This is a genomic window from Azospirillum canadense (assembly GCF_025961225.1).
Lineage (GTDB): Bacteria > Pseudomonadota > Alphaproteobacteria > Azospirillales > Azospirillaceae > Azospirillum > Azospirillum canadense.
This window is the reverse complement of record NZ_JAOQNG010000004.1, coordinates 112,474-137,278: the sequence shown is the minus strand read 5'-3', so window position 1 is coordinate 137,278 and position 24,805 is coordinate 112,474. Positions and strand designations below refer to the sequence as shown.

Sequence of the window (24,805 nt, the reverse complement as noted above, 5' to 3'; positions counted from 1 at the left end):
CGTCCCAGCCCGCCCAAGAGGTGATTGATTTCCGGGCGCCGGGCCGAAACCGGCGCCAGAACGAATGAGCGAGTTCGATGCATCACCAGGATTCCTCCGTATCCCTGTGCGACGCCGCCAGGGAGTTCCTCTCCCGTGGGCGGTTCGGTCTGCTGATCAACGGGCAGGACGTGCCCGCCGCCTCCGGCGCAACGCTCGAAACGGTCGATCCGTCGACCGGAGCCGTGATCGGGCACCTCGCGGCGGGGGACGGCGTCGATGTCGACAGGGCCGTGAAAGCCGCGCGCGCGGCGTTCCAGGGGGGCTGGAGCCGTTGGACGGCTTACGAGCGGCAGGCGCTGCTCCAGCGCGCGCATGACGCCATCGACCGTAATTTCGAAGAGCTTGCGCAGATCGAAACGACCGACATGGGCGCACCGATCTCGCGGACCCGCGCCTCCAAGGCGGCCGTCCTGCGCATGATCCAGTTCTTCGCCTCCCAATGCACTGCGGTCGCCGGCGAAACGTTGCCGAACGGTCTGCCCGGCGACGTCACGACGATGTCGTTCAACGCCCCGGTGGGCGTCATCGGGGGGATCATCCCGTGGAACGGTCCCCTCAACGGGCAATGGTGGATCCTGGGCGCGGCGCTGGCGACCGGATGCACGGTCGTGCTCAAACCCGCCGAAGATGCGTCCCTCAGCGTCCTGCGCGTCGCGGGTCTGCTGCACGAGATCGGCCTTCCTCCAGGCGTGGTCAACGTCGTCACCGGCTACGGAAGCACCGCCGGCGCCGCGCTTTCCCGCCACCCGGACGTCGACCGCATCGCCTTCACCGGCTCGACGGACACCGGACGCCGGATCATCGAGGCGTCGGCGGTCAACATCAAGAAGCTGCAGCTGGAGCTTGGCGGCAAGTCGCCGGACATCATCTTCGCCGATGCCGATCTCGACAAGGCGGTTCCCGGTGCGGCGATGGGCGTGTTCGCGAATTCCGGCCAGATTTGCTTTGCCGGCACCCGCGTGTTCGTCCAGCGCCCGATCGTGGAGGAATTCTGCCAGAGGGTCGCCGCGTTCACCCGCACGGTTCGCGTGGGCCCCGGCCTGAACGCCGACAGCCAGCTCGGCCCGCTGATCTCCGGGCGGCAGCTGGATCGCGTCCTGTCCTACATCGACCTCGGCGGCCGGGAAGGCGCCAAGCTGATCTGCGGTGGAGAGCGTATGAGAGGTGATAACCTGGCTGGCGGCTATTACGTCTCCCCCACGGTCTTCGCCGACGTCGCCAACGATATGCGGATCGCGCGGGAGGAGATTTTCGGCCCGGTGCTGTCGGTCATCCCGTTCGACACGCTGGACGAGGCCATTGCGCTTGGAAACCAGACCGAATACGGACTGGGCGGCGCGGTGTGGACGCGGGACATCTCACAGGCGTTCAAGGTCGTCAAAGGGATACAGTCCGGCGTGATGTGGGTGAATTGCTACGGGCTGATCGATCCCCTGGTCGGCTTCGGCGGGACCAAGCACAGCGGATACGGCGCCAAGGGCGGCCGCGCGCATTTGGACACCTATCTTTACCGCAAGACCGTCTACATCGACGGCTGATACCAAATCCCGCTGATCGTGACCGATCAGCGGGCCTCAATCGCCGGCACCGCCCCCTCACTTTGAATGGGCGGCCGGCTTGGCTCCGCGGGCATGTGCCCGCGCGGCGGCAGTCGCCGCCGATACCATGTCCCGATGAGTTGATCTCATCGGGACATGGTATGACACCCCGGCCTGAAACGAAACGGCCCGTCAGACTTGGTTTGACGGGCCGTCGTCATGGGGCGGCTCCGGCTCCAGGCTTGCTGACGCGAGCTTGAGACCGGCATTCGCCACCGCCTCGACCAAGTCCCGGCCGACCGCGGAGAGTGGAGTTTCATCCCTGTAGATGACGGCGATGTCGCGGTGCAGCAGCGGTCCGTTGATGTCGAACGGACGCAGCATGCCCGCGTGGACGTCGGCTGCGACGGTCGATTCAGGAAGCATCGCCAGGCTGTCGCTGCTGGCCACCATGGTCTTCAGAAAATTGACCGACCCGCATTCGGTCAGTCGGGTCGGCATCTCCACCCCTTCCTGGGCGAGAAGCTTTTCCAGCAGGGTCCGTTGCCTGCCGATCATCTGGATGACCCAGGGATACTGCGCCAGATCGGCGAACGAGACGTTCTCCTTCTCAAAGGCCGGGTGGTCCGGCCGTCCCAGCACATACAGCCGGTCGCGGAACAGCACCCGTTGCCGCAGGCCTTCCATGAAGCCGTACCATTCGGTCTGCGCGATGATGAAATCCAGTTCCCCGCGCACGAGGCTGATCAGCAGTTCCAGCTGTATCTTCTCGATGACCCGCAAGGTGGGATCGGGATGCAGGGTGCGCCATTGGCAGACCGCGCTTGGAATGATGTTGGCGATCAGGCTCGGCAGCGTGCCGATGACGACCATGTCATCGGATTTGCTGTCCTGCTGCGCCACGCGCCGTTCGGCGAGAGTCAGCTCCTCCCGGATCAGGCGGGCGTGGGCGTAGAGGATTTCACCGGCCTGGGTGGGCGACACTCCGGTCGGGCCGCGCTTCAGCAGCTGTTCGCCAAGGCTGCGCTCGAACCGATCCATCGACGTGGACAGCGCCGGTTGCGAGATGTTGAGATGCTTCGCCGCCTTCTTGAAGCTGCCATGTTCGACCACGGTCGCAAAATAGAGCAGCTTGCGCGGATCCAACGTCCGTTTCCCCCAATCGTATGCCGTCATGGATCCTAGCCCAAAAATTAACCAGAGCGAATGCCGAGTTGACCGGTGCGCCGTGGGGCGCCCGGGCAACCATGTTCAAAAAGAGCAAACCCCGGGGGACCGAGGCGAGACGCCTCGGTCCATTCCGGGTCACGCCGTCACCAATCCAGCACCAGGCGGTTCGTCATGGATTTGGAGACGCATGGCGCGATCAGGCGGTTGGACTTGCGTTCGTTGGCGAGCAGGAAGGAATCCCGGTGATCCGGGACGCCCTCCAGCACCGTCGACAGGCAGGCGCCGCAGGTTCCCTCGAAACACGAGGACGGGATCGTGACGCCGGCCTCCGCGCAGGCGTCGATGATCGATTGTCCCGGCAGGACCGTCACCTCGACGTTCGACCGCTCCAGCCGAACCGTGAAGGCCTCGAAGGAGCCCTCCGCGCCCTGGCGTGCGCCGGGCCTCGGCGCGAACCATTCGGTGTGGAAGGCGCGGCCCGCCGCCTCGGCGGCAGCCTCCAGGTCGAGAAGGAAGCCCTGTGAACCGCAAGCGTAGACCGCCGCCTCGGGCGACGTTTCGGACAGCAGCGCGGACAGGTCGGGCCGCTTGCCGTTCGCAGTGAAATGCGCATGCGCCTCGCGGTGTTGCCCGACGCGCTCCAGGTAGGCGAGCGTCTCCGGGGTGCGGCCGACATAATCCAGCCGCCACGGCAATCCCTGCGCCCGGACGGCTTCGATCATCGGCAGGATCGGCGTGATTCCGATGCCGCTGGCGAAGAAATGATAGGCCGCGGCCGGCTTCAGCGGGAAGTTGTTGCGCGGCCAGCGGACGCGCACGCTTTCTCCCGCTTGGATGCGGTGGATGGTGGCCGAGCCGCCGCGGCCGTTGACTTCGTGCAGAACCGCGATGCGCCACGCGGAGCGGTCCGCGGGATCGCTCGCCAGGGAGTAGGAGCGGGTGATCTCGCCCGGCAGAACGAGATCGACATGGGCGCCCGGCGTCCATTCCGGCAGCTGCGTGCCGGCCGGCGCGCGCAATTCCAGTTCGATGATCCGCTCCGCCAGCGGGCGGATGGCGGCGACGTCCATCACGGTTTCCCGGTGGCCGGCGCGGATCGTGCTGCTTCCGGCGTCGTCGTGCGAGCGTGCGGTGAAACTCACCGGCAGTTTCGACGGACCCAGATGCGTCCAGGTGCTGAACGCCACCTCGCCGGCCAGGACGAAGTCGTCGGTCATCGACAGCAGTTCTTCCACCGCGATGCGGAGCTGCGCCCGCGCCAGGGCCGCGCCGACGCAGCGATGGACGCCGTGCCCCATCGCGATGTGCCGGTTGGGCTTACGGTCGAAATCGACCGTGTCGGCGTCCGGGAAGACGGCGGAGTCCCGGTTCGCGGCGGCGACCATCAAGCCGACCTTCGATCCCTTGGGAATCACCCGGCCGGCGACCTCCACGTCGCAGGTCGTCTTGCGACCGACCACCCGGACCGGCGTCCAGACGCGGAGCAGCTCCTCGATGGCCTGGGGGATCAGTTTCGGGTTCTGGCGCAGGCGTTGCTGGTCGGCCGGCATCGAGGCCAGATGGCGGATGATGCTGCCCAGCGCGTTGGTCGTCGTGCCGTGTCCCGCCTGCAGGAAAAGCCGGATGGTGCCCGCCACGTCCTCGTGGGTCTGCCGACGGCCGCCGATCTCTTCGTTCAGCAAGGCGCTGATGATGTCGTTGGGATCGTACGGCGTCTTGCGCCGCGCGTCGAGGACGCCGTCGATGTACGAATAAAGCTCGTCGTTCGCCGCCTTGTGGGCCACGCTGTCGCCGATGGCGCCCGCGTCGATGATCCGGTTGACGATGGTCTTGATCTTGGGTCCGTCCTCGACGGAGATGCCGAGAAAGATGCACTGCACCTGGATCGGCATGTAGAAGGTGAAGGATTCGACCGCGTCCGTTTCCCCCAGCGAAATGCAGCGGCCCAGCAATTCGCGCGCGGCACGCCGGATCACGGGCTCCAGCAGCCGGATCCGGTCGGGCGTGAAGAAGCGGTTGAGCATGTCCCGGAAGTGATCATGCATCGGCGGGTCGATTTCGACCGGCGCGCGGGGCGGCCGATCCGGGCCGGTCGTGTCCGGAATGGTCGTCTTCTGCGCGCTCGTGAAGGTCTTGTGGTCGAGCGCCGCCTTCGTCACGTCCTCGTAGCGCGTCAGGGCGTAGAAGCCGCCGAACCGGTCGCTCCAGGCGACCGGGCATTTCTCGCGCAGATGGGCATGGATTTCCGTCGGATCCCCGTGATTGTCGGGATCGAGCGGATCCCAATCCTGAGTTGGCGTCGACACTGCTAAGTACTCCCATAATCCGTTGATCAATCATTGGAAGTTGGCGGCGGTCGGTCAACACGGCTTGGATCTGGGCTATAGCACGATGTTATACCGGTCCCCGTGGGCCGCGCGGTTACAGGCCGCCGAGGGCCATGTATTTGATTTCCAGGTATTCCTCGATCCCGTGCCGGCTGCCTTCGCGGCCCAGCCCGCTTTCCTTGACGCCGCCGAAGGGCACCTCCGGCGCCGAAATCAGCCCCTCGTTGATGCCGACGATGCCGTATTCCAGCGCTTCGGCGACCCGGAAGATGCGTCCGACGTCACGGGCGTAGAAATAGCTGGCAAGGCCGAACGGCGTGTCGTTGGCCAGCCTGATCGCCTCCTCCTCGGTCGTGAAGCGGAACAGGGGCGCCACCGGACCGAAGGTTTCCTCCTGGAAGATCAACGCGTCGGCCGGCACGTCCGCCAGCACCGTCGGTTCGAAGAAATTGCCGCCGAGCGCGTGCCGCCGGCCGCCGGTGATCACCCGCGCGCCCTTCGTCAGGGCGTCGGCGATGTGTTCCTCCACCTTGGCGACCGCGCCCTGGTTGATGAGCGGACCCTGCGTGACGCCGTTCTCCAGCCCGTTTCCCACGGTCATGGCGTCGACGGCCGCTGTGAGCTTGGCGGCGAAGGCGTCGTAGACGCCGTCCTGGACGAGAATCCGGTTGGCGCAGACGCAGGTCTGGCCGGTGTTGCGGAATTTGGACGCGAGCACGCCCTTCACCGCCTCATCGAGATCGGCGTCGTCGAACACGATGAAAGGCGCGTTGCCGCCCAATTCCATCGAGGTCTTCTTGATGGTGTCCGCGCATTGGCGCAGAAGAACGCGTCCCACCTCCGTGGAGCCGGTGAACGACAGTTTCCGCACCAGGGGGTTCGCCGTCAGCTCGCCGCCGGTGGCGCCGGACGGACCGGTGATGACGTTGCAGACGCCCGGCGGCAGGCCCGCGCGCTCGGCCAGCACCGCCAGCGCGAGCGCCGAAAACGGTGTCTGGCTGGCGGGGCGGATGACGCCAGCGCATCCCGCCGCCCAGGCCGGTCCCGCCTTGCGGGTGATCATGGCCGAGGGGAAATTCCACGGGGTGATCGCCGCGAAGACACCGATCGGCTCCTTCGTCACCATCACCCGACGGCCGGGGACATGCGGCGGGATGGTTTCACCGTAGACCCGGCGCGCCTCTTCGGCGAACCATTCGAGGAAACCGGCTGAATAGGCGATCTCCCCCCGCGCCTCGGCCAGGGGTTTCCCCTGTTCCACCGTCATGATCAGCGCCAGATCCTCGACATTCTCGTGCATGAGTTCGGCGATCCGCCGCAGGATGGCACCACGGTCCTTGGCGACCATGGCGCGCCAGCGCGGGAAGGCCGCGTTGGCGGCCTCGATGGCGCGGCGGGTCTCAGTGGCGCCCATCGCAGGCACGGTGCCCACGACCTGTCCGGTCGCCGGATTGACGACGGAGGTCACCGCGCCGTTGTCGGCCTCGACCCAGAGGCCGTCGATAAGATTGCTCTCCCGAAGCAGATCGGCGTCCTTCAGCAGCGCCTTCAGCGTCATCCCCGCCATTGGCGGCCCCCCTTGTTTGTAGCTGTGTTTTTTGATCGCCCGGCGACGCCGATGGGTCGAGGTCGCCGGACGGTGAAAGGCGCGTTCGACGTGGAAACCGTCAGAACTTGTGCAGCACGATGCTCAGGAACTCGGTTTCCCGGGTGGCGCGCATCGGCACCGGCTTCTCATCGGGCAGAAGCTCGAAGGCCGATTCCGGGCCGTATTCAATGTTGTCGATCACCACTTGGCCCTTGGTCAGGAACAGGATCTCGATCGACTCCTTCGCCCCGGCCTTGTAGACACCGTCCGGGTCGAGCCGGACGAATCCGATGCGCGCGCCGCGCTCGGTGAAGGTTCCCAGCGTCTTGACCTGGACCCCTTCGTCCTCAGGCGTCCAGTCGAACGCGTCGGGGTTCATCGCGATGACGTCGGTGTAGCGTGGCGGCGCGAATTCCAGCGTCTTGCCGGTCGCCTTTTCAAAACAGGCTTCCGAGCCGTCACGCGTCTGGGTCTGGCCGTTCTCGTCCTCGTAGATGAACTTGCCGCCCTTGAAGGTGCCGACCTTGTTCAGTTCGGCATTCGCCGCCTCGCGACGCGCCACGCTGAGATAGCCGCCACCGCTGGCCCCGCCGAACTGGAGGACCATCGTCTCCAGCCCCTCGGCGCGTTCCTGCGGGCCGTAATGGACGCTTTCGGGGAAATAGCCGACCCAGCCCTCATGCAGGAACTGCTTCTCGCCATACGGCAGGGTTCCTTTGATGACGTAGCGGATCTGGTCGAAATTGTGCCGATGGCGCGGCGTCCGCCAGCCGCCGCTTCCCGCGCGGCCCATGTTCAGATCGTAATTCAGCGGAGAATCGTCTTCACCGAACAGCAGATGCTTCTGGGCGAGCACTCCGTCGCGCATCGTCCCGACATTCTCAGTGTCGGTCTCCGAAGATCTGGCTACACGCATGACCCGTTTCCTTTCCCATGACAACTTGCCGCGCCAAATCGCGTTCTTGGCTGGTTGTACGGTAATCAGGCCGGCCTCGTCAGAAAAGACCCCGCTCATGGGGCGGTATAATACCGTCTTATATATAGAGCAGGCGCGGTTAATTCTCGCGGTTAACTGAAATTGCTTTTCCGGTATATGATTTCATCGAAGCGCTGCTTTTCTGGCTTGCTTATGGCGGCCCGCGGTAACGGCCGGGGGCTATTTGGCCCAGGGCTATTTGGAAAGTGCGATCTTCGGCGAAGCCCGACGCTGGCAGAGAAGCCGTGGGCGCTGGCTCGTCGAAAATCGGTTGGAACCAAGGGAGAGAAAATGTTCGGTCAGACGTCCACCCACGCTCCGGCGGATTCCGGGGTGCCGTCGCACGCACGTGACTTCAGTGTGCGCGGCCGCGTCGTCATCGTCACCGGTGCAGGTCAGGGTATCGGGCGTGAATTGGCCCGTCAGTTCGCAGCGGCCGGCGCCTCGGTCGTGATCGCCGATCTCAACCTGGACAAGGCGGAATCGGTGCGGAACGAGATCCGGAGCACCGGCGGGCGGGCGCTCGCCGTCATGGTCGATGTCGGCGCGAAGGACACCGTCGACGCGATGGTCGCCACCGTTTTGAAGGAATTCGGCCGGGTCGATGTCCTGGTCAACAACGCCGCGATTTTCGCGACGCTGAACAAGGTGGCCTTCGACCAGATCCCGTTGGAAGAGTGGGAGAGGGTGCTGAGGATCAACGTCACCGGCGCCTATCTCTGCGCCTGCGCCGTGGCCCCCGCGATGCGGGACGCGAAATGGGGGCGCATCATCAACATCTCGTCCGATTCCGTGCCGCGCGGCGTGCCGAACTACCTGCATTACGTGACGTCCAAATCGGCCATCATCGGCATGACCAACGCGATGGCCCGCGAACTCGGCCAGCACGGGATCACGGTCAACTGCATTCGGCCCGGCGCCATCGCCACCGAGGTCGAGCGCACCCACAACCCAACCGAAGCGTTCCGCGTCAGGGTTCTGGGCGAACAGTGCCTGCCCAAGGGCCAAGTCCCCGAGGACTTGGCGGGAACCATCATTTTCCTGGCCACGCCGGCGGCCGGCTTCGTCACCGGCCAGACGATCGCCGTCGACGGCGGCCTGACGCACAACAGCTGAGGGGCCATAGCTGAGAGGCCGTGTCGGCAGACGGCAGTTGGTTCAGGAGCCGGGAGGAGCGTGGGTGAAATCCTATCCAAAATACTACATTGACGGCGCGTGGGGGGCCTCCTCGCCGCAAAATCACAGTTCACTGATCGATCCGACCACCGAAGAGGCGTTTGCGACGGTCGGCATGTGTGACGAGGGCGACCTGGACCGGGCGGTTTCGGCGGCCCGCCGCGCGTTCGTCGATTACGGTGTCTCCTCCATCTCCGACCGGATCGGCATGTTCGAGCGGATCGTGGAGGTCTACACCGCCCGCCGTGCCGAGCTGGCCGATCTGATCGCACGGGAAATGGGATCGCCCAAGAGCGTGCCGGTTCAGACCATGGGGCCGATCGACCATTTCCGGCAGGCGATCTCCCTTCTGAAGGAATACCGGTTCGAGAGAAGCATCGGCGACACCATCATTCGGCGGGAGCCGATCGGCGTTTGCGGCTTGATTACCCCCTGGAATTGGCCGGTGCAAACGCCGGTGACCAAGGCGGCCTACGCGCTGGCGGCGGGGTGCGCGGTCGTGATCAAGCCGAGCGAGTATTCGCCCCTGTCGACCCTGTTCCTGGCCGAGGTTTTCCATCAGGCCGGTGTCCCGAAGGGCGTGTTCAACGTCGTGACCGGCGACGGGCCGCTCCTGGGCGAGGCGATGTGCCGCCATCCGGGGATCGACATGATTTCGTTCACCGGCTCGACGCGGGCCGGCGTTCTGGTCGCGCGTGCCGCGGCCCCGACCGTCAAGCGGGTCGCCCAGGAGCTGGGCGGAAAATCGGCGAACATCATCTTTCCCGATGCCGACCTCGCCGCCGCCGCGCGATGGAACGTCGGTCGCGGCTTCTTCAATTCCGGCCAGTCCTGTCACGCTCCCAGCCGGGTGCTGGTCCATGTGGACCAGGTCGAGAAGGTCGTCGCCCATATGGTGGCGGAGGCCGCGAAAATTCGGATCGGCGACCCGTCCGACGGGGCGACAACCATGGGGCCGGTCGTCAACAAGGCACAGTTTGACCGGATCCAGGCCTACATCCGGAAGGGCATCGACGAGGGCGCCCGCCTCGTCCTCGGCGGTGTCGGGCGGCCGGATGGGCTGGAGCGTGGCTATTTCGTCAGGCCGACGATCTTCGCGGATGTGACCCCGGACATGACCATCGCCCGCGAAGAAATCTTCGGCCCGGTTCTTTCCATCCTGTCCTATTCGTCGGAGGGAGAGGCGGTGGAACTCGCCAACGACTCGCCCTACGGCCTCGGCGCCTACCTGTTCACCCGATCCCGCGAGAAGGGGCGCGACGCGAGCCGAAGGCTGAGGGCTGGGCGCGTGTTCTTCAACGGTGCCGCCGGGTCCGTCGCCGCGCCCATGGGCGGTTACAAGCAGTCGGGCAACGGCCGGGAAATGGGAATTTTCGGGCTGGAGGAATATCTGGAGGTCAAATCGATCTTCGGCTTTCCCGACGATGCCGCGGCGCTGGAACCGATCGGTCCCTGACAGCGGGGCCTATCCCCCGGAAACGCCCGCGGTGTTCACAAGGAATAGAATGCGATGAAAGTATGCGTTTATGGAGCCGGCGCGGTCGGCGGCCATATCGCCGGACGCCTCATGCGCGCCGGGGCGGATGTCTCGGTGATTGCGCGCGGGCCGCATCTGGCCGCGATCAAGGACCACGGCCTTCTCATCGAGGCGAAAGACGGCGATTTCCACGGCCGGCCGAAAGCCAGCGACGACGCGCGTGACATCGGCGAACAGGACGTCGTCATCGTCAGCGTCAAGGCGCCGTCGCTGCCGCAGATCGCCGACGGCCTGCGGCCTCTGCTGGGCGTGGACACACGGGTCGTCTTCGCGATGAACGGGATTCCCTGGTGGTATTTCCATGCGCATGGCGGAGCGCTGGACGGGACGCGCCTGGCGCGGATCGATCCCGACGACCGGATATGGACAGCCGTCGCGCCGGAACGGGTCGTGGGGGCCATCGCCTACACGGCCTGCACCGTCCGGAAGCCCGGCGTGATCCATGCGGAGAATGCGCGCAATCGCATCATCCTCGGCCGGCCCGACGGGGCGCCCGACGCGCGGGTCGACGAACTGGCCGGACTTCTGACCGTCGGCGGGCTTGAGATGGAGGTGACGGGCCGTATCCGGGATGCGATCTGGGCGAAGCTGCTGATGAATCTCACCGGGGGCACCCTTGGAGTCCTGACCGCCTCCGCGATGCGCGACGCGCTGTCCCACCCGGTTCTGGCCGATGCGGCCAGCGCCATCGCGGCCGAGGGGGCGGCGATCGCGCGGGCCCTGGGCTGCGATCCCGGCGACCCCGGGACGGTGAGAAGCCGCCTGTCGGTTTCTGGTCACAAGCAGAGCGTTCTGCAGGACCTCGAACTCGGTCGCGCCATGGAGATCGACGCCTTGTTCCGTGTGCCCCTGGAGATCGGGCGAATGGTGGGCGTCGCCACGCCGACCCTCGATCTGGTGACGGCGCTGGTGATCCAGCGGGCGAAAGCCGCGGGGCTCTACGCCGATTGAGAAGGGTCGTTCCGCCAGGAGCGGCCCAGGAGCAGCATGGACACAAACCGTCTGCCTGTCATCTCGGGACCAGGGCGAATGTCAGTCAATGAAGAATGTCCCGGGAACAATGTCCTGGCCGGTCCGGCGGAGGCGCCGGATGAAGGCGGCCGGTTGCTGCCGACGATCCTGATCGCCGGTTTTGCGTCGGTGCCTCTCGGGACCGCCCGGCTGATCCTGCCGACCATCGCTTTGGCAATGGGCGCCGGTCCGGTTTTCGCCGGGGTCATGGGCGCCCTCTTCACCGTGCCTTCGATGCTCCTCAGCGTGCCGTTCGGGCGGTGGGTGGACCGGACGGGCACGCTGGCGCCGATTGTGTTCGCGTGCCTGCTGACCGTGCTGGGGAGCGTGCTGTTCCTGCTTGCTCCCCATCACCAGGCGTTGCTTCTCGTCGCCTGCCTGGTGGGCGTGGGTCCCATGTTCAGCCACATCGCAGCCACGCGTGCGGTCGGCGAGATCGGCGGCGCCGTCGATCGGGCGCGCAACCTCGGTTACCTGGTTGCAACCTATTCGCTGTTCCAATTCGTTGGACCGACCCTCGCGGGTGTTGCCTTGGACACAGCCGGCCCCAGGCCAGCCGTCATGATAATTGGCCTGTTCGCCGCCTGCTCCATTCTGGGCACGGTCCTACCCTTTCACAATTTCCGCAAGAACGTCGCGCCATCCCGGGAAACCGGGCCATGTGGCCGCATCATCGACCTGCTCCGGTTTCGGGAGTTGCGGCGCTGGCTGGCGGTTGGCAGCGTCTTCTCCGCCGTGCTGACCTTCGTGCCCTTCGTGGTTTCGCTGCACGCCGCCGACATCGCCATCTCGACAACCAGGGCCGGCATGGTGCTGGGGGCGTTTTCCGTCGGCACCGTGGTGTCGCGCCTGAGCGTCTCCCTGCTGACCCGGCACCTGTCCGCGCCGGTCATTTTGTTTGGGGCGCTCGTTGCCGGGGCGGGCGCCTACGCGTTGCTGCCCGTCATGGACCAGTTCTACCCTTTGCTTTGGGTCAGCCTGGTTCTCGGCGCGACGATCGGTCTGGGCGTGCCAATTTCGTTGGCTCTGATATACGCCGCAGCACCTCCCGGGCGGATCAACGAATCCGTTGGCCTTTGCATGGCGATCACGAATTTCCTGCAAACCATCTCGCCCCTGGCGCTCGGCTTCACCGTCACCCGGTTTGGGCTGGCGCCGATGATCGGCATCCTCGCGCTGGGCATGGTCGGCACGTCGATCATCGCCATCCGCGGCAGAAACATGTGACGGCTGACCGCCCGCCTAGACGATGATCCCCGAGACGCCGGCACATCGGGGGCCATCGCCCGGCTCCCGGTTAGACGTTCGAACTGTGGATCGCGTCGATGACCGCCTCGGTCACCTCCTTGGTCGTGGCGGTGCCGCCGACGTCGGGGGTGCGGATGCCGGCGCCGCAGACACGCTCGACCGCGCGCATCAGCCGTTCGGACGCCTCAGCCTCGCCCAGATGGTCCAGCATCTGCGCGGCGGTCCAGAAGGAGGCGACCGGGTTGGCGATGCCCTTGCCGGTGATGTTGAAGGCCGATCCGTGGATCGGCTCGAACATCGACGGGAAGCGGCGCTCCGGGTCGATGTTCCCGGTCGGCGCCACGCCCAGGCTGCCGGCCAGCGCGCCGGCCAGATCGGACAGGATGTCGGCGTGCAGGTTGGTCGCGACGATAGTGTCCAGGCTTTGCGGCTTCAGCGTCATGCGCACGGTCATGGCATCGACCAGCATCTTGTCCCAGGTGACATCCGGAAACTCCGTCGCCACCTCGGCCGCGATCTCGTCCCACATCACCATGCCGTGGCGCTGGGCGTTGGACTTGGTCACCACGGTCAGCAGCTTGCGCGGGCGCGACTGCGCCAGCTTGAAGGCGAAGCGCATGATGCGGGTGACGCCGACGCGGGTGAAGATCGCCACCTCGGTCCCGACCTCCTCGGGAAGGCCGCGGTGGGCGCGCCCGCCATTGCCGGAATATTCGCCCTCGGAGTTCTCGCGCACGATCACCCAATCGAGGTCCCCCGGCCCGACGTTGCGCAGGGGGGACGTGATGCCGGGCAGGATCTTGGTCGGACGGACGTTGGCGTACTGGTCGAAGCCCTGGCAGATCGGCAGGCGGAGCCCCCACAGGGTGATGTGGTCCGGCACGTCCGGCGCGCCGACGGCGCCGAAATAGATGGCGTCGAACGGCTTGAGCGTCTCCAGCCCATCCGCCGGCATCATGACGCCGTGCCTCTTGTAATAATCGGAGCCCCAGTCGAAGTTTCTGAAGGTGAATTTCAGATCACCAAGCCGCTCTTGCAGACTTTCGAGGACAGCGATCCCGGCGGTGATGACTTCGGGGCCGATGCCGTCGGCGGGGATGGTGGCGACGGTGTGTTCGCGCATGGTGGGGCCTGCCCTGTATCGGTGTGGTTGCTTGATCGGAACGGGATCAGTGCTGGACATGGTCATTGCGCGGAGATGTTCGCGGCGCTGAAAACGACGTCTACCAGCCTGTCCGCGTTCGTGAAACAGCGTGCGATTATACAAAAAAATCGCATAATCCGCCGACGGAGGACCGGGGATGGATTTGCACCAGCTGCGTTGCTTCATTGCCGTGGCGGAGGAGTTGCACTTCGGGCGCGCCGCTCAGAAGCTGGGCATGTTGCCGTCGGCCTTGGGCCGTCGCGTCCGTCTGCTGGAGGAGGATCTCGGGACGCGGCTGATGACGCGGACCACGCGCAGCGTTGCGCTGACCGACGATGGCGCATGCCTGCTCGATGAAGCGCGCGCCCTGCTTTCACAGGCCGACAGCCTTGCCGCGCGCTTCCGGTCGCGCGGGCGCACGCACGCGGCGACGCTCCGGGTCGGTGCCATCGACAGCGCCGCGGCCGGGCTTCTGCCCATGCTCCTCCATGATTTCCGTCAACAGCACCCTCAGGTGACTGTGCAGATCGTCGAGGACAAGACCATTCGCCTGCTGCCCCGTCTGCTGTCGGGGCGGCTCGACTTCGTCTTTGTTCGCCCGCCCGAAAGCCCGAACAAAAGCTTGGAGGTCCTGTTCCTGTTTCATGAGACGGTCGTCGTCGCCGTCCCGGCCCGTCACCCGCTGGCGGGACGTGAGCGTGTGCGGATCGAGGATCTTGCCGATGAGCCGCTGATCGTGCCTGAGCGTCGTTCGCGTCCCCACAGCCACGATTTGACGATCAAACTGTTTGCGGAGGCTGGGCTGCAAGCCCGCATCGCTCAACTCGCCGAGGAAAAGCAGACGATCATCAATTTGGTCGGGGCGGGGTTGGGGGTGGCGCTGGTTCCTCGCTGGACCTCGCGAATGGCGACTTCAAGCTTGCGGTTCATCCCACTGGAGCTGGAGCGGACGGGAGAGTCGGATCGATTGCCGCTCGCGGCGGCGTGGGTGAGAAGCACACGCGACGGCGTGCGCGACCAAATGCTCACCACGCTTCGCGGCCGGCTTTCATCTTACGCGGAACAGGCTTGATGGTGGGCGCATCAAAGGTCCGTGCCCGTCATCGGCGCCAAGGACCAAGCCAGGGCTTCGTGCCCCGGCGCGTAGTTGGCGGCGCTGAGATCGGGATTGCGGTTCACCAAGGGCCGGGCGTAGAGCGGATGGCGCATGCTGCGGACTTCGTGCTCAAGGGTGAAGAGCGGCCGACCGGACGCCGGGTCGATGATCTCGCGGAAGCGGTACTGGTGCTGGTCGCTCCCCTCGGTGACCAACCCCCGCTCTTGAAGACGGCGGTGGGGGCCGGAGAACCCGGCGAGGTAGATTTGGATGTGGTGCCCGTCATAGGGCGGGATCGGGCGGTCCGTCTCGTGGAAGACCATCTCCTGGCCGATGCCAACGCTGACGCGGGCAATCGGGCCGCCGCGGTCGTCCATGGTCGCGGGAGCGCCGAGGATCTCCCGATAGAATCGCGCGATTGCCTCTGCTGAACCCGGCGGCACGTCGCAGCTGACCACGGGCATGCCCAACGCGACGGGACCGAAGCGGTCCTGCGGCTCGTAGCAGCGGATGCGGTTGCCCCACGGGCAGGTTGCCTCGACATACTCCTCATGCTCCTGGACGGCAAAACGGGTGCCCTCCAGGTCCCGCCGCACCGCCGCCAAGCGCCGCAGCAGCCCCGCACGGCTCGGCAGCACGATCGCGACATGGCCACGCAGGAGCTGAGCGCCACCCACGGGCAGGTGGAACTGGCTGCGGCCGACATTCACCCACATATTGCCGACCCCGGTCATCAGGTACGGGTCGCGGGTCAAGCCCAGTCCACTCACATAGTACAGCGTCGCAAGCCGCTGGTCGGGGACCCTGAGGTTGACATGTTCGAGGTGAACGATGTTCCCGAGATCCTCGTTCGCACGATCGTAGACGTGGTCCATGGTCGGATGTCTCCTCCCAGCGGCTTCCGAAATGCGGCGGCCTGATCCTCAATGAACATATGGGTCGGTCCCTCATCCCGGGCGAGCCGAGCTTATCGGACCGTCCGGGAAACGGGGACCATCTCGGCTCAGTTCGTGCGCGCGCCGGTGCGGATGATCGTGCCGACATGTTCGCCGCGCAGCGCGGCGGTGAGCCGGCCCGGCACGAGCCCGTTCACGAGCTGCACCCGCTCCAGGTGCCGCGCGTTGCCCATGACCTCCAGGAGAGCGCGGTCCACCGGCAGCGTGCCCTCCAGCGCCGCGAGGTCGGCGGCATTCGTCTCGCGAAGCAGCTCGGCCTTGTCCGCGTCCGGGCCGTTGGGGTCGGTGCTGTACACCCCGTCCACGTCCTCCACGATGGTCAGGCCGGCGGCGCCCAGCGCGTCGGCGAGCAGGAAGGCGCCGGTGTCGGCCCGGTGCGTCGGGATGCGCGCGCCTGGGAACTCGTGGTGGTGGTATGGCGGGAAGGCGCTTCCCACCACCGCGCGGGCCGCGGACAGGTGGATGGCGAGCTGGCTCGCGATGGTCTCGTGCTCGACGTAGGAAACGCCGTCGGGCGCCAGCAGCGCCCCCAGGATGTGCCCGTTCTGCCCGGCCTCAGTCGCGGCGAGCGGGGCGAGTGAGCCGACCGGCAGGCCGAGGTCGAGGCCGACGCCGTAGAGGTGGCGGGCGCGGATGCCGGCGCCGGTCAGGATGAGCAGACGGTGCTCGGGCAGAAGCGAGCGGATCTCGTCCACGATCGGCAGGATCGCGTCGGCGCCGCGGTCCATGATGGAGCGGCCGCCGATCTTCACGACCTGCAGCCAGGGCAGCAGGCGGATCGGGCGCACGCCCGCGACGGGGCGGGTGAGGTCGCTGTCGAGAAGGGTCTGGCGCGCGAGCGGCGAGGCCACGTGCTTGATGCTGTTGGCGGTATCGGACATGGCGTTATCGGACATGGTGGCGGTCCTTCAGCTCGCGGTGATGATGGTGCCGACATGCTCGCCGGCGAGCGCGCGGGTCAGGTTGCCGGGCTTCAGGCCGTTCACGATCTGCACCTGGCGGACGTGCCGCGCGTCCTTCAGCAGGTCGAGCACCGGGAACTCCAGGATCGAATCGTGCAGCCCCTTGGCCTTCATCTCGTCGACCGAGATCTTCGGGATGAAGGTGGCGTCCTTCGAGGTCTTCGGGTTGGCGGTGTAAAGGCCGTCCTCGTCCTTCACGTAGATCATCGCCTTGCAGCCGAACTGCTCGGCGACGAGGAAGCAGCCGGCGTCGGTGCGGTAGGGCGGGATGACGCCCTCGGCGGCCGGGCGGACCCACAGCTTGTAGGGTGGCATGCCGCTGAAGACGACCCCGTTCACCTCGGCGAGGTAGAGCGGCACCGCCGAAAGGCCGGCGCTGCCGACCGTGGAGATGCCGTGCTTGGCCAGCAGCTGCCCCAGCATCGCGGCGTTCTGGTCGGCCACCGAGGCGCCGAGCTGTGCCAGCAGGCCCGCGGGCAGGTTGAGACCGGCCGCGATGGAGTAGATGTGGCGCGCGCGGGTGCCGGCGCCGGTGCCGATCAGCAGCTTGTGGGCCTTGCGGGCGGAGACGATCTCGTCCACCAGCGGGTAGACGGCGGCGCGGCCGCGGTCGATGACGCTCTGTCCGCCGATCTTGAGCACCGTCGCGTCCGGCAGGATCCGGAAGTCCGCCGCCGCGTCCGCCGCCGCCAGCAGCTGCGCGTCGGTCAGCGATCGCTGCATGAGGAGCGCCTCAAGCTCCGGCGTCGTGTTGGTCATGAAGGGTCCCCTTCGTTGTTTGGTGCGCATCAACACGGGCCGGCAAGCCCGCAAGCCGCCGGTAAACGTCCTGCCCGACGGCAGGTTGGCTTTACGTCCCCGGCACGTCAACAGGAAAACAACAAATATCGACGTTTTTTCAATGCGTTATATGGTGCCCGGTGATAACGGGGCCGGCCTTTGCACGTTTTGCGCGGGTCCTGATCGTTCGCACTCCAAACATCACTGTTGACCAAAGCTGTATTATCGATCATACAGGTTCCTGTCTGATCGAGATGCAGACACCGGTTTCCGGCGAGAGGGGAGGCGGGGCACTGTGAAGTCGTCGGTGGAACCCCTGAAGGCACGCAGGATCTATCTGCTGCTGCGCGACCGCATCGTCGCCGGCGACCTGCCGCCGGGCGGGCGCCTGCCGGGGGAGCCGGCGCTGGCGGCGGAACACGCGGTGTCGCGGGTGACCGTGCGCCGGGCGCTCGACCTGCTGGAAAAGGAAGGGCTGGTGCAGCGCAAGCCCGGCTCCGGCACCTTCGTCCACGACAGCCGCAGCGTCCGCCCCATCGTCGCCGACCTGTCCAACGTGCTGTCGCACCTGATCGATATGGGGCGCAGCACCGACGTGAAGCTGCTGTCCTTCGGCTACGTCGCGCCACCGGAAGCGATCGGCGAAAGCCTGGGGCTGAAGCCGGGCGAACGGGTCCAGCGGTCGGTGCGCGTCCGCCTGATCGACGGGGAGCCCTTCTCCTACCTGACCACCCATGTGCCGGAATGGCTCGGCCTGACCTATTCGGAGGCGGAACTGGCGGCGCGCCCCCTGCTGGAGTTGATCGAACGGTCGGGCGTGACGACCGAGCGCGCCACCCAGGCGATCAACGCCACGCTGGCCGGGCCGGAGGCGGCGGCGGCGCTGGACCTGGAGATCGGCTCCCCGCTGCTGACGCTGACCCGCATCGTGTACGAGCCATCGGGGCGCGGGGTGGAGCATCTGCACGCCCTGTACCGGCCCGACCGCTACAGCTTCCACATGGATCTGGTGCGCATCGGCGACGACGGCGAACGGCGCTGGAGCCCGGCGCAGGGCTGGCCGCGCGCCGCCACTAAGGCCAAGACCGAGAAAAACAAACCGGGCGAAAAGCCCACCCGCACCCCGCGGGCCATCAAACAGAGGAGTTGAGCGTTATGGGACGTTCGGTTCAGGACTCCGCCTTCTCCGGCATTTCCCGCCGCACGGTGCTGAAGGCCGGGGCCGCGGCCGCCGCCTTTGCCGCGGTGCCGGTGGCCGCCCCGTCGATTTTGCGGGCGCAGACCCCGGCCGCCGTGAAGATCGGCATCCTCCAGCCGGTGACCGGCGCGCTCGCCCACGACGGCGACCTGGGCCGGCTGGGCGCCGAAATGGCGATCAACGAGATCAACGCCGCGGGCGGCATCAAGTCCCTGGGCGGCGCCAAGATCGAGATGCTGTTCGGCGACGCCCGCTCTACTCCCGAAGCCGGCACGCAGGAAGTGGAGCGCATGCAGGCCGAGGGCGTGTCGGCCATCGTCGGCGGCTTCGCCAGCCCGATCTGCCTCGCCGCCTCCCAGGCCGCCGCGCGCTACGACCTGCCGTATCTGGTCGATGTCGGCGTGTCGGACCAGATCATGACGCGCGGCCTCGCCAACACCTTCCGCTTCAGCCCCGGCTTCGGCAAGGTCACGCAGGTGGCGCTCGACAACCTGACCGCGATCAACGACCGGGCGGGCAAGCCGGCCAAGACCGTCGTGCTGGTGCACGAGGACGGCCTGTTCGGCTCCGGCCTCGCCAAGCTGCTGCAGGCCGAACTGCCCAAGCGCGGCTTCGAGATCCTGGAGACCATTGCCCACCCGACGCCGGCGCGCGACATGTCCAACGTGGCGCTGCGCATCCGCTCGCTGAATCCGGACCTGGTCATCCCGTCCAACTACTACGGCGAGTTCGTGCTGCTTGCCCGCACCATGCAGCAGCAGCGCATCAAGCCGAAGGGCGTCTACGCGATCCTGGGCGGGGCGGCGTCGAACGGGCGCTTCGTGAAGGAATTCCCGCAGGCGGCCCAGAACGTCATCGACTGCAACCACTGGCACGACCCGAAGAACCCGAAGGCGCTGGCCCTGCGCAAGGCGGTGGAAGGGCAGGGCAAGTCCTTCGCCTACAACGTCTCGCTGAACTATTCGAACCTGCTGCTGCTGGCCGACGCCATCGAGCGCGCCGGCTCCACCGACCGCAAGAAGATCATCGAGGCGCTGAACGCCTCCACCTTTGCCGGCCACATCATGCCCTATGGTCCGACGAAGTTCGTGAACGGCCAGAACGAGGGCGCCACCCCGATCAACACCCAGATCCAAGGGGAGGACATCAAGGTGATCTTCCCCGACGCGTTCGCCGAGGCGAAGGCCAACTTCCCGGCGGCGTGATCCGCCCTTCCGCCGTCGCACCTCCGCAAGTCTCCCTCCACCCGTCCCGCCGGACGGGTGCGGGGGCCATTCCCATCAGGCGCGGGCTGCCATGTATTCACCTCAGATCATCCTGGAAGCGGCGTTGAACGGGCTGATGACCGGTGCGGTCTACGCGCTGATCGCGCTCGGCCTGACGCTGATCTACGGCGTGCTCCACATCATCAACTTCGCCCACGGCGCGCTGCTGACCTGCGCGATGTTCGGGGTGTGGATCGCCTGGGCCTGGCTGGGGATGGACCCCTATCTGGTCATCCTGCCGCTGGTGCCGCTGATGTTCGCGCTGGGCTACGGCTTGCAGCGCTTCGTCATCGGGCCGGCCAGCCACGGCGACGACGGCAACATCCTGCTGGTCACGCTGGGCCTGTCCATCGTGCTGGAAAATGTGCTGCTGGCGCTGTTCCAGTCCGACACACGCACGCTCGACACCGACTATTCCTTCCAGGTGGTGGCGCTGGGGCCGCTGCTACTGTCCTACCCGCGGGTGATCGGGCTGGGTGTGGCGGTGGTGGTCACCGGGCTGCTGTGGCTGGTGCTGAACCGCACCGACACCGGCAAGGCGATCCGCGCGGTCGCCAAGGAGAAGCTGGGCGCCAACCTGGTCGGCATCGATGTGCCGCACGTCTATGCCGTGACCTTCGGCATGGGCTGCGCCTGCCTCGCCGTGGCGGCGGGCTTGCTGATGCCGACCTTCTACGTCAACCCGCGCATCGGCGGCGCCTTCGTGCTGGTCGCCTTCACGGTGGTGGTGCTGGGCGGCATGGGCTCGCTGCCCGGCGCGCTGCTGGGCGGCCTGTTCATCGGCGTGGTGGAGAGCCTGTGCGGCCTTTTCCTGGGCGACAGCCTGGGCCAGATCGGCATCTTCCTGATCTTCATCGCCGTGCTGCTGGTGCGGCCGACCGGCCTGTTCGGAGCCAAGGCATGACCGCGCGCGACCTGATCCCGATCGCCGTCCTGACCATCCTGGCGGCCCTGCTGCCGCTGGTGGTGACGTCCAGCCCGGTGCTGAACTTCCTGGTCTTCATGCTGATCGTGGCGCTGGGCGCGCAGGGCTGGAACATCCTGGGCGGCTTCGGCGGCCAGTTCAGCTTCGGCCACGCCGCTTTCTTCGGCACCGGCGCCTATGTGACGGCGATCCTGCAACTGCGCTATGGCGTCAACGCCTGGGCCGGGCTGGTTCTGGCGACGGGGGCCGGTGCTGTGGTCGGCTGGTCGATCGGCTATCTCAGCTTCCGGTCGGGCCTGCGCGGCTCCTACTTCGCGCTGGTCACGCTAGCCTTTGCGGAGGTGTTCCGCATCCTCGCCAACGCCGCCTCCTTCACCGGCGGGGCCGCCGGCCTGCTGATCAAGCTGGACGTCAGCCCTGCCAACCTGCAATTCGCCGACCGCGCCGTCTTCTATTGGCTGGTCCTGGCGCTGGTCGCCGCGGTGCTGCTGCTGACGCGCTGGATCCAGCGCTCCCGCTTCGGGGCGCAGCTGGTGGCGGTGCGCGAGAACGAGGACGCGGCCAAGGCGCTGGGCGTCGATTCCCTGGCGGTGAAGCTGCGCGCCATCGCCCTGTCGGGCGCGGTGACGGCGCTGTCCGGCTGCCTCTACGCCCAGTATTTCCTCTACATCGACGCCAACATCGCCTACGGCAGCTGGATTTCGGTGGAGCTTCTGCTGGCCCCGATCATCGGCGGCGTCGGCACCGTCTTCGGCCCGGTGGTCGGGGCGCTGACCCTGCACGGGCTGGGCGAGGTCGCCAAGCAGTTCGCCGGCCGCATCCCCGGCATCGACCTGATCGTCTTCGGCGGCGTGCTGGTGCTGGCCGTCGCCTTCGCCCGCGGCGGCATCCTGGGCCTGCTGGAACGGCTGCGCGACCGCGGCCGCGGGATGGTGGCGCGCGGCACCAAGGAGGTTTCCCATGCTGGCCGTTGACGGCGTCTCCAAGCGTTTCGGCGGGCTGATGGCGGTCGACAGTGCGTCGCTCGCGCTGGAACCCGGCGGGATCGTCGGCCTGATCGGGCCGAACGGTGCGGGCAAGACCACGCTGTTCTCCATGATCTCCGGCTTCGTCCCGCCAAGCGACGGGCGCATCCGCTTCGAGGGCACCGACATCACGGCGGAGGAGCCGCACCGCCGAGCCCAGCGCGGCATCGGCCGCACCTTCCAGATCGTCCAGCCCTTCGCTGGGCTGACGGTGTGCGAAAACATCGCGGTCGGCGCCTATCTGCGCCACGCCAAGCGCGCCGACGCCACCGCCCGGGCGCGCGAGGTGGCGCGCCGGGTCGGGCTGGGCGCCGAACTGGACCGGCCGGCCGGCGGGCTGACGGTCGCCGGGCGCAAGCGGCTGGAGCTGGCGCGCGCGCTCGCCACCGAACCGAAGCTGCTGCTGCTGGACGAGGTGCTGGCCGGCCTGAACCCGTCGGAAATCCGCGACATCATCCCGGTGATCCGGGGCATCCGCGACGAAGGGGTGACGATCCTGATGATCGAGCACGTCATGCAGGCGGTGATGAACCTGTGCGAGCGCGTCTATGTGCTGGCGCAGGGGCGCATGATCGCCGAAGGGCCGCCCGCCGCCGTCTGCGCCGACCCCCGCGTGATCGAGGCCTATCTCGGCCACGGCGCCGCCGCCCGTCTGGCGGCGGAGGGGGCGGCCCATGGCTGAGGCGCTTCTGAGCATCCAGGGACTGAAGACCGGCTACGGCGCCACCGAGGTGCTGCGCGGCGTCGACATGGCGGTGCAGAACGGCGAGATCGTCACGGTCCTGGGCTCCAACGGCGTCGGTAAAACGACGCTGAACAAGGTTCTGTCGGGCGTGCTGCCGTCCTGGGCGGGGGAGATCTGGTTCGCCGGAAACCGCATCGACGGCAAGTCCGCCGCGCGCATCGTGGAGGAGGGGCTGATCCAGGTGCCGGAGGGGCGCAAGATCTTCCCCAACCTGTCGATCCGCGAGAACCTGGAGCTGGGCAGCTACCGCCGCGGCAAGCCGAACCGGGCGCGGAACCTGGAGCGCATCTTCGCCACCTTCCCCCGCCTGAAGGAACGCGAGGCGCAGCTGGCCGGCACGCTGTCGGGGGGTGAGCAGCAGATGCTCGCCATCGGCCGCGGCATGATGGCGGAGCCGCTCCTGCTGATTCTCGACGAACCCTCGCTCGGCCTCTCGCCCCTGGTGGTGGAGGAGATGTTCGGGCTGATCCGCACACTGAACGACGGCGGGCTGGCGATCCTGCTGGTGGAGCAGAACGTCGTCCAGTCGCTGGAGGTCGCCCGCCGGGCCTACATCCTTGAAAACGGCGTCTTCGCGCTGTCGGGACCGTCCGACGAGATCGCGCGCGACCCCGAATTGAAACGCACCTATCTCGGCCTCTGATGGCCGTCCGCTCGGGAGCGGTGACATGACAAGCCTGTCCTTCGACGTGAAGCCGGCGAGCGAGCTGCTCGCCGCCGCCCGGCCGTCCTGGCTCGACCGCTGGGGCGCCTTCGCCGCCGGCCTGACCTTCGCCGACCTGCCGGCCCCGGTGGTGGAGCGGGCGAAGCTGGTGCTGCTCGACTGCATCGGCGTGATCGCCGCCGGCATGCAGGAACCGGAATGCCGCGCGCTGGTGGGCCGCATGGCCGAGACCGCCGGTTCCGGTGAGTGCCCGGCCATTGGCGCCGGCCGTGGCTTCGCCGCCGGGTCCGCCGCCTTCCTCAACGGCGTCGCCGGGACCATGCTGGAGCTGGACGAGGGCAACCAGTACGCCCGCGGCCATCCGGGAATTCATGTGCTGCCGGCGATCCTCGCCGCCGGCCCGCGCCTGAAATCCTCCGGCGCCGACCTGCTGACCGCGCTGGCGCTGGGCTATGAGATCGGCTCGCGAATCGGCATCGCCGCCAAGCTGCTGGTCACCACCCACCCGCACGGCACCTGGGGCACCGCGGGGGCGGCGCTGGGCGTGGCTCACCTGAACCGGGCGGATGCGGCGGCGATGATCGAGACGCTGAACATCGCCTCCACCCTCGGCCTCGCCACCAGCCGGCGGACGATGCTGGAGGGCGGCACCGTGCGCAACGCCTACGCCGGCGTGTCGAACCAGTTGGGCCTGACCGCCTGGGATCTGGCGGCCAGCGGCTTTGTCGGCGAGACCGACGGGGTGGGCAGCGTGTTCGGCGGCGTCATCGCCACCGACTTCCGGCCGGCATTGATGATCGACGATCTGGGCGAACGCTGGGAGATCGCCCGCAACTACTTCAAGCGCCACGCCGCCTGCCGCTACACCCACGGCGCGCTCGACGCGCTGGGCGACATCGTGGCGCGGGCGGGCGGGCGGATCGCCCCGGCCGACGTCGTGGCCATCGAGGTCGACACCTATGTCTGGGCGGCCCAGCTGAACGGATCTGAGCCGAAGAACATGCTGGCGGCGAAATTCTCGCTGCCCTTCGCGCTGGCGACCTTCCTCGCCAACGGCGCCGCCACGCCGGACGCCTTCCGCGACGGTGCGCGCGAGGACGCGGCGACCCGCGAGCTTGCCCGCCGGGTGACGGTGCGCGAGAACAAGGACCTGACCGCCCGCCTTCCCGGCCTGCGTCCCGCCCGCGTCCGCCTGACGCTCGCCGACGGCCGCAGCTTCGCGGCGGAGGCGCTGACCAACAAGGGCGACACCGAGGACCCCTACAGCCCGGAGGAAGTGCGCGCGAAGTTCGCCGACCTCGCCGGTCCGGTCTGGGGCGCTTCCCACGCCGCCGCCATCGCCGACTGCGTCGAGACCATCGACCGTGCGGCCGACCTTTCAACCCTGACCCGGCTCCTGTCGGCGCCTGCCGTTGCCGGGGGGAGCGCCTGA

General features: G+C 67.2%; 21 protein-coding genes. 13 read left to right on the top strand and 8 right to left on the bottom strand.

Features of this window, described 5'->3' with window-relative positions; genetic code table 11:
* Window positions 1-77 precede the first annotated feature (77 nt).
* Complete coding sequence (locus M2351_RS22100; RefSeq protein WP_264658216.1) at window positions 78-1,580, top strand: aldehyde dehydrogenase family protein; 1,503 nt, start codon at window positions 78-80, stop codon at window positions 1,578-1,580.
* A 192-nt stretch (window positions 1,581-1,772) separates the two neighbouring features.
* Here the strand turns inward: M2351_RS22100 and M2351_RS22095 are convergent, their stop codons facing one another.
* From M2351_RS22095 to M2351_RS22080, 4 genes are all read right to left on the bottom strand, one after another.
* Window positions 1,773-2,726, bottom strand: coding sequence for a LysR family transcriptional regulator (locus tag M2351_RS22095; RefSeq protein WP_264658215.1), 954 nt, complete (start codon window positions 2,724-2,726; stop codon window positions 1,773-1,775).
* Window positions 2,727-2,893: 167 nt separating this feature from the next.
* On the bottom strand, window positions 2,894-5,056 hold the full coding sequence (locus tag M2351_RS22090) for a cytochrome P450/oxidoreductase (protein WP_264658214.1): 2,163 nt from the start codon (window positions 5,054-5,056) through the stop codon (window positions 2,894-2,896).
* A gap of 115 nt (window positions 5,057-5,171) precedes the next feature.
* On the bottom strand, window positions 5,172-6,644 hold the full coding sequence (locus M2351_RS22085) for an NAD-dependent succinate-semialdehyde dehydrogenase (RefSeq protein WP_406567426.1): 1,473 nt from the start codon (window positions 6,642-6,644) through the stop codon (window positions 5,172-5,174).
* Window positions 6,645-6,744: 100 nt separating this feature from the next.
* Window positions 6,745-7,680 (bottom strand): hypothetical protein, encoded by a 936-nt coding sequence (locus M2351_RS22080; protein ID WP_264658213.1) that lies wholly within the window; start codon window positions 7,678-7,680, stop codon window positions 6,745-6,747.
* Between the two features lie 114 nt (window positions 7,681-7,794).
* Between M2351_RS22080 and M2351_RS22075 the strand changes: the two genes are divergently transcribed.
* From M2351_RS22075 to M2351_RS22060, 4 genes are all read left to right on the top strand, one after another.
* Window positions 7,795-8,757: an SDR family NAD(P)-dependent oxidoreductase gene (locus M2351_RS22075; RefSeq protein ID WP_264658212.1), complete on the top strand. Its 963-nt coding sequence runs from the start codon at window positions 7,795-7,797 to the stop codon at window positions 8,755-8,757.
* Between the two features lie 64 nt (window positions 8,758-8,821).
* Window positions 8,822-10,273, top strand: a complete 1,452-nt coding sequence (locus M2351_RS22070) for an aldehyde dehydrogenase family protein (RefSeq protein WP_264658211.1) — start codon at window positions 8,822-8,824, stop codon at window positions 10,271-10,273.
* Between the two features lie 54 nt (window positions 10,274-10,327).
* The gene (locus M2351_RS22065) at window positions 10,328-11,305 is read left to right on the top strand and encodes a ketopantoate reductase family protein (RefSeq protein WP_264658210.1); all 978 of its coding nucleotides are present in this window, start codon (window positions 10,328-10,330) and stop codon (window positions 11,303-11,305) included.
* Window positions 11,306-11,383: 78 nt separating this feature from the next.
* On the top strand, window positions 11,384-12,592 hold the full coding sequence (locus tag M2351_RS22060; protein ID WP_264658209.1) for an MFS transporter: 1,209 nt from the start codon (window positions 11,384-11,386) through the stop codon (window positions 12,590-12,592).
* 70 nt (window positions 12,593-12,662) lie between these two features.
* Here M2351_RS22060 and M2351_RS22055 read toward each other — a convergent pair whose 3' ends face one another.
* Window positions 12,663-13,736, bottom strand: coding sequence for a tartrate dehydrogenase (locus tag M2351_RS22055; protein WP_264658208.1), 1,074 nt, complete (start codon window positions 13,734-13,736; stop codon window positions 12,663-12,665).
* Between the two features lie 178 nt (window positions 13,737-13,914).
* Here M2351_RS22055 and M2351_RS22050 point away from each other — a divergent pair, with 178 nt between their 5' ends.
* Window positions 13,915-14,829 (top strand): LysR family transcriptional regulator, encoded by a 915-nt coding sequence (locus tag M2351_RS22050; RefSeq protein WP_264658207.1) that lies wholly within the window; start codon window positions 13,915-13,917, stop codon window positions 14,827-14,829.
* Between the two features lie 11 nt (window positions 14,830-14,840).
* On the opposite strand, the gene M2351_RS22045 is transcribed toward M2351_RS22050, so the two are convergent.
* From M2351_RS22045 to M2351_RS22035, 3 genes are all read right to left on the bottom strand, one after another.
* Window positions 14,841-15,728, bottom strand: a complete 888-nt coding sequence (locus tag M2351_RS22045) for a VOC family protein (protein WP_264658206.1) — start codon at window positions 15,726-15,728, stop codon at window positions 14,841-14,843.
* A gap of 128 nt (window positions 15,729-15,856) precedes the next feature.
* Window positions 15,857-16,705: an amino acid kinase family protein gene (locus M2351_RS22040; RefSeq protein WP_264658205.1), complete on the bottom strand. Its 849-nt coding sequence runs from the start codon at window positions 16,703-16,705 to the stop codon at window positions 15,857-15,859.
* Window positions 16,706-16,717: 12 nt separating this feature from the next.
* Window positions 16,718-17,530, bottom strand: coding sequence for an amino acid kinase family protein (locus M2351_RS22035; RefSeq protein ID WP_264658204.1), 813 nt, complete (start codon window positions 17,528-17,530; stop codon window positions 16,718-16,720).
* A gap of 328 nt (window positions 17,531-17,858) precedes the next feature.
* On the opposite strand from M2351_RS22035, the gene M2351_RS22030 reads away from it, so the two are divergent.
* The 7 genes from M2351_RS22030 (at window position 17,859) to M2351_RS22000 (ending at window position 24,805) form a co-directional block, all read left to right on the top strand.
* Window positions 17,859-18,701 (top strand): GntR family transcriptional regulator, encoded by an 843-nt coding sequence (locus M2351_RS22030; RefSeq protein ID WP_264658203.1) that lies wholly within the window; start codon window positions 17,859-17,861, stop codon window positions 18,699-18,701.
* Window positions 18,702-18,706: 5 nt separating this feature from the next.
* A complete protein-coding gene (locus M2351_RS22025; RefSeq protein ID WP_264658202.1) occupies window positions 18,707-19,954 on the top strand; it encodes an ABC transporter substrate-binding protein in 1,248 nt (415 codons plus the stop codon).
* A gap of 91 nt (window positions 19,955-20,045) precedes the next feature.
* Window positions 20,046-20,918, top strand: a complete 873-nt coding sequence (locus M2351_RS22020; RefSeq protein ID WP_264658201.1) for a branched-chain amino acid ABC transporter permease — start codon at window positions 20,046-20,048, stop codon at window positions 20,916-20,918.
* Entirely contained in the window at window positions 20,915-21,913 is a 999-nt protein-coding gene (locus M2351_RS22015; RefSeq protein ID WP_264658200.1) for a branched-chain amino acid ABC transporter permease, read from the top strand. Before M2351_RS22020 ends, M2351_RS22015 begins: the two co-directional genes overlap by 4 nt.
* Window positions 21,900-22,646: an ABC transporter ATP-binding protein gene (locus M2351_RS22010; RefSeq protein ID WP_264658199.1), complete on the top strand. Its 747-nt coding sequence runs from the start codon at window positions 21,900-21,902 to the stop codon at window positions 22,644-22,646. Before M2351_RS22015 ends, M2351_RS22010 begins: the two co-directional genes overlap by 14 nt.
* Window positions 22,639-23,352: an ABC transporter ATP-binding protein gene (locus tag M2351_RS22005; protein WP_264658198.1), complete on the top strand. Its 714-nt coding sequence runs from the start codon at window positions 22,639-22,641 to the stop codon at window positions 23,350-23,352. Before M2351_RS22010 ends, M2351_RS22005 begins: the two co-directional genes overlap by 8 nt.
* Window positions 23,353-23,377: 25 nt before the next feature.
* Window positions 23,378-24,805, top strand: a complete 1,428-nt coding sequence (locus M2351_RS22000; protein WP_264658197.1) for an MmgE/PrpD family protein — start codon at window positions 23,378-23,380, stop codon at window positions 24,803-24,805.

Bases quoted from the DNA above. Each gene is read 5' to 3' on its own strand.
- M2351_RS22020 (WP_264658201.1), top strand. From the start codon at position 20,046: ATGTATTCACCTCAGATCATCCTGGAAGCGGCGTTGAACGGGCTGATG.
- M2351_RS22045 (WP_264658206.1), bottom strand. From the start codon at position 15,728: ATGGACCACGTCTACGATCGTGCGAACGAGGATCTCGGGAACATCGTT.
- M2351_RS22085 (WP_406567426.1), bottom strand. From the start codon at position 6,644: ATGGCGGGGATGACGCTGAAGGCGCTGCTGAAGGACGCCGATCTGCTT.
- M2351_RS22025 (WP_264658202.1), top strand. From the start codon at position 18,707: ATGGGACGTTCGGTTCAGGACTCCGCCTTCTCCGGCATTTCCCGCCGC.
- M2351_RS22005 (WP_264658198.1), top strand. From the start codon at position 22,639: ATGGCTGAGGCGCTTCTGAGCATCCAGGGACTGAAGACCGGCTACGGC.
- M2351_RS22050 (WP_264658207.1), top strand. From the start codon at position 13,915: ATGGATTTGCACCAGCTGCGTTGCTTCATTGCCGTGGCGGAGGAGTTG.
- M2351_RS22010 (WP_264658199.1), top strand. From the start codon at position 21,900: ATGCTGGCCGTTGACGGCGTCTCCAAGCGTTTCGGCGGGCTGATGGCG.
- M2351_RS22040 (WP_264658205.1), bottom strand. From the start codon at position 16,705: ATGTCCGATAACGCCATGTCCGATACCGCCAACAGCATCAAGCACGTG.
- M2351_RS22075 (WP_264658212.1), top strand. From the start codon at position 7,795: ATGGCGGCCCGCGGTAACGGCCGGGGGCTATTTGGCCCAGGGCTATTT.
- M2351_RS22100 (WP_264658216.1), top strand. From the start codon at position 78: ATGCATCACCAGGATTCCTCCGTATCCCTGTGCGACGCCGCCAGGGAG.
- M2351_RS22065 (WP_264658210.1), top strand. From the start codon at position 10,328: ATGAAAGTATGCGTTTATGGAGCCGGCGCGGTCGGCGGCCATATCGCC.
- M2351_RS22000 (WP_264658197.1), top strand. From the start codon at position 23,378: ATGACAAGCCTGTCCTTCGACGTGAAGCCGGCGAGCGAGCTGCTCGCC.
- M2351_RS22055 (WP_264658208.1), bottom strand. From the start codon at position 13,736: ATGCGCGAACACACCGTCGCCACCATCCCCGCCGACGGCATCGGCCCC.
- M2351_RS22060 (WP_264658209.1), top strand. From the start codon at position 11,384: ATGTCAGTCAATGAAGAATGTCCCGGGAACAATGTCCTGGCCGGTCCG.
- M2351_RS22080 (WP_264658213.1), bottom strand. From the start codon at position 7,680: ATGAGCGGGGTCTTTTCTGACGAGGCCGGCCTGATTACCGTACAACCA.
- M2351_RS22035 (WP_264658204.1), bottom strand. From the start codon at position 17,530: ATGACCAACACGACGCCGGAGCTTGAGGCGCTCCTCATGCAGCGATCG.
- M2351_RS22015 (WP_264658200.1), top strand. From the start codon at position 20,915: ATGACCGCGCGCGACCTGATCCCGATCGCCGTCCTGACCATCCTGGCG.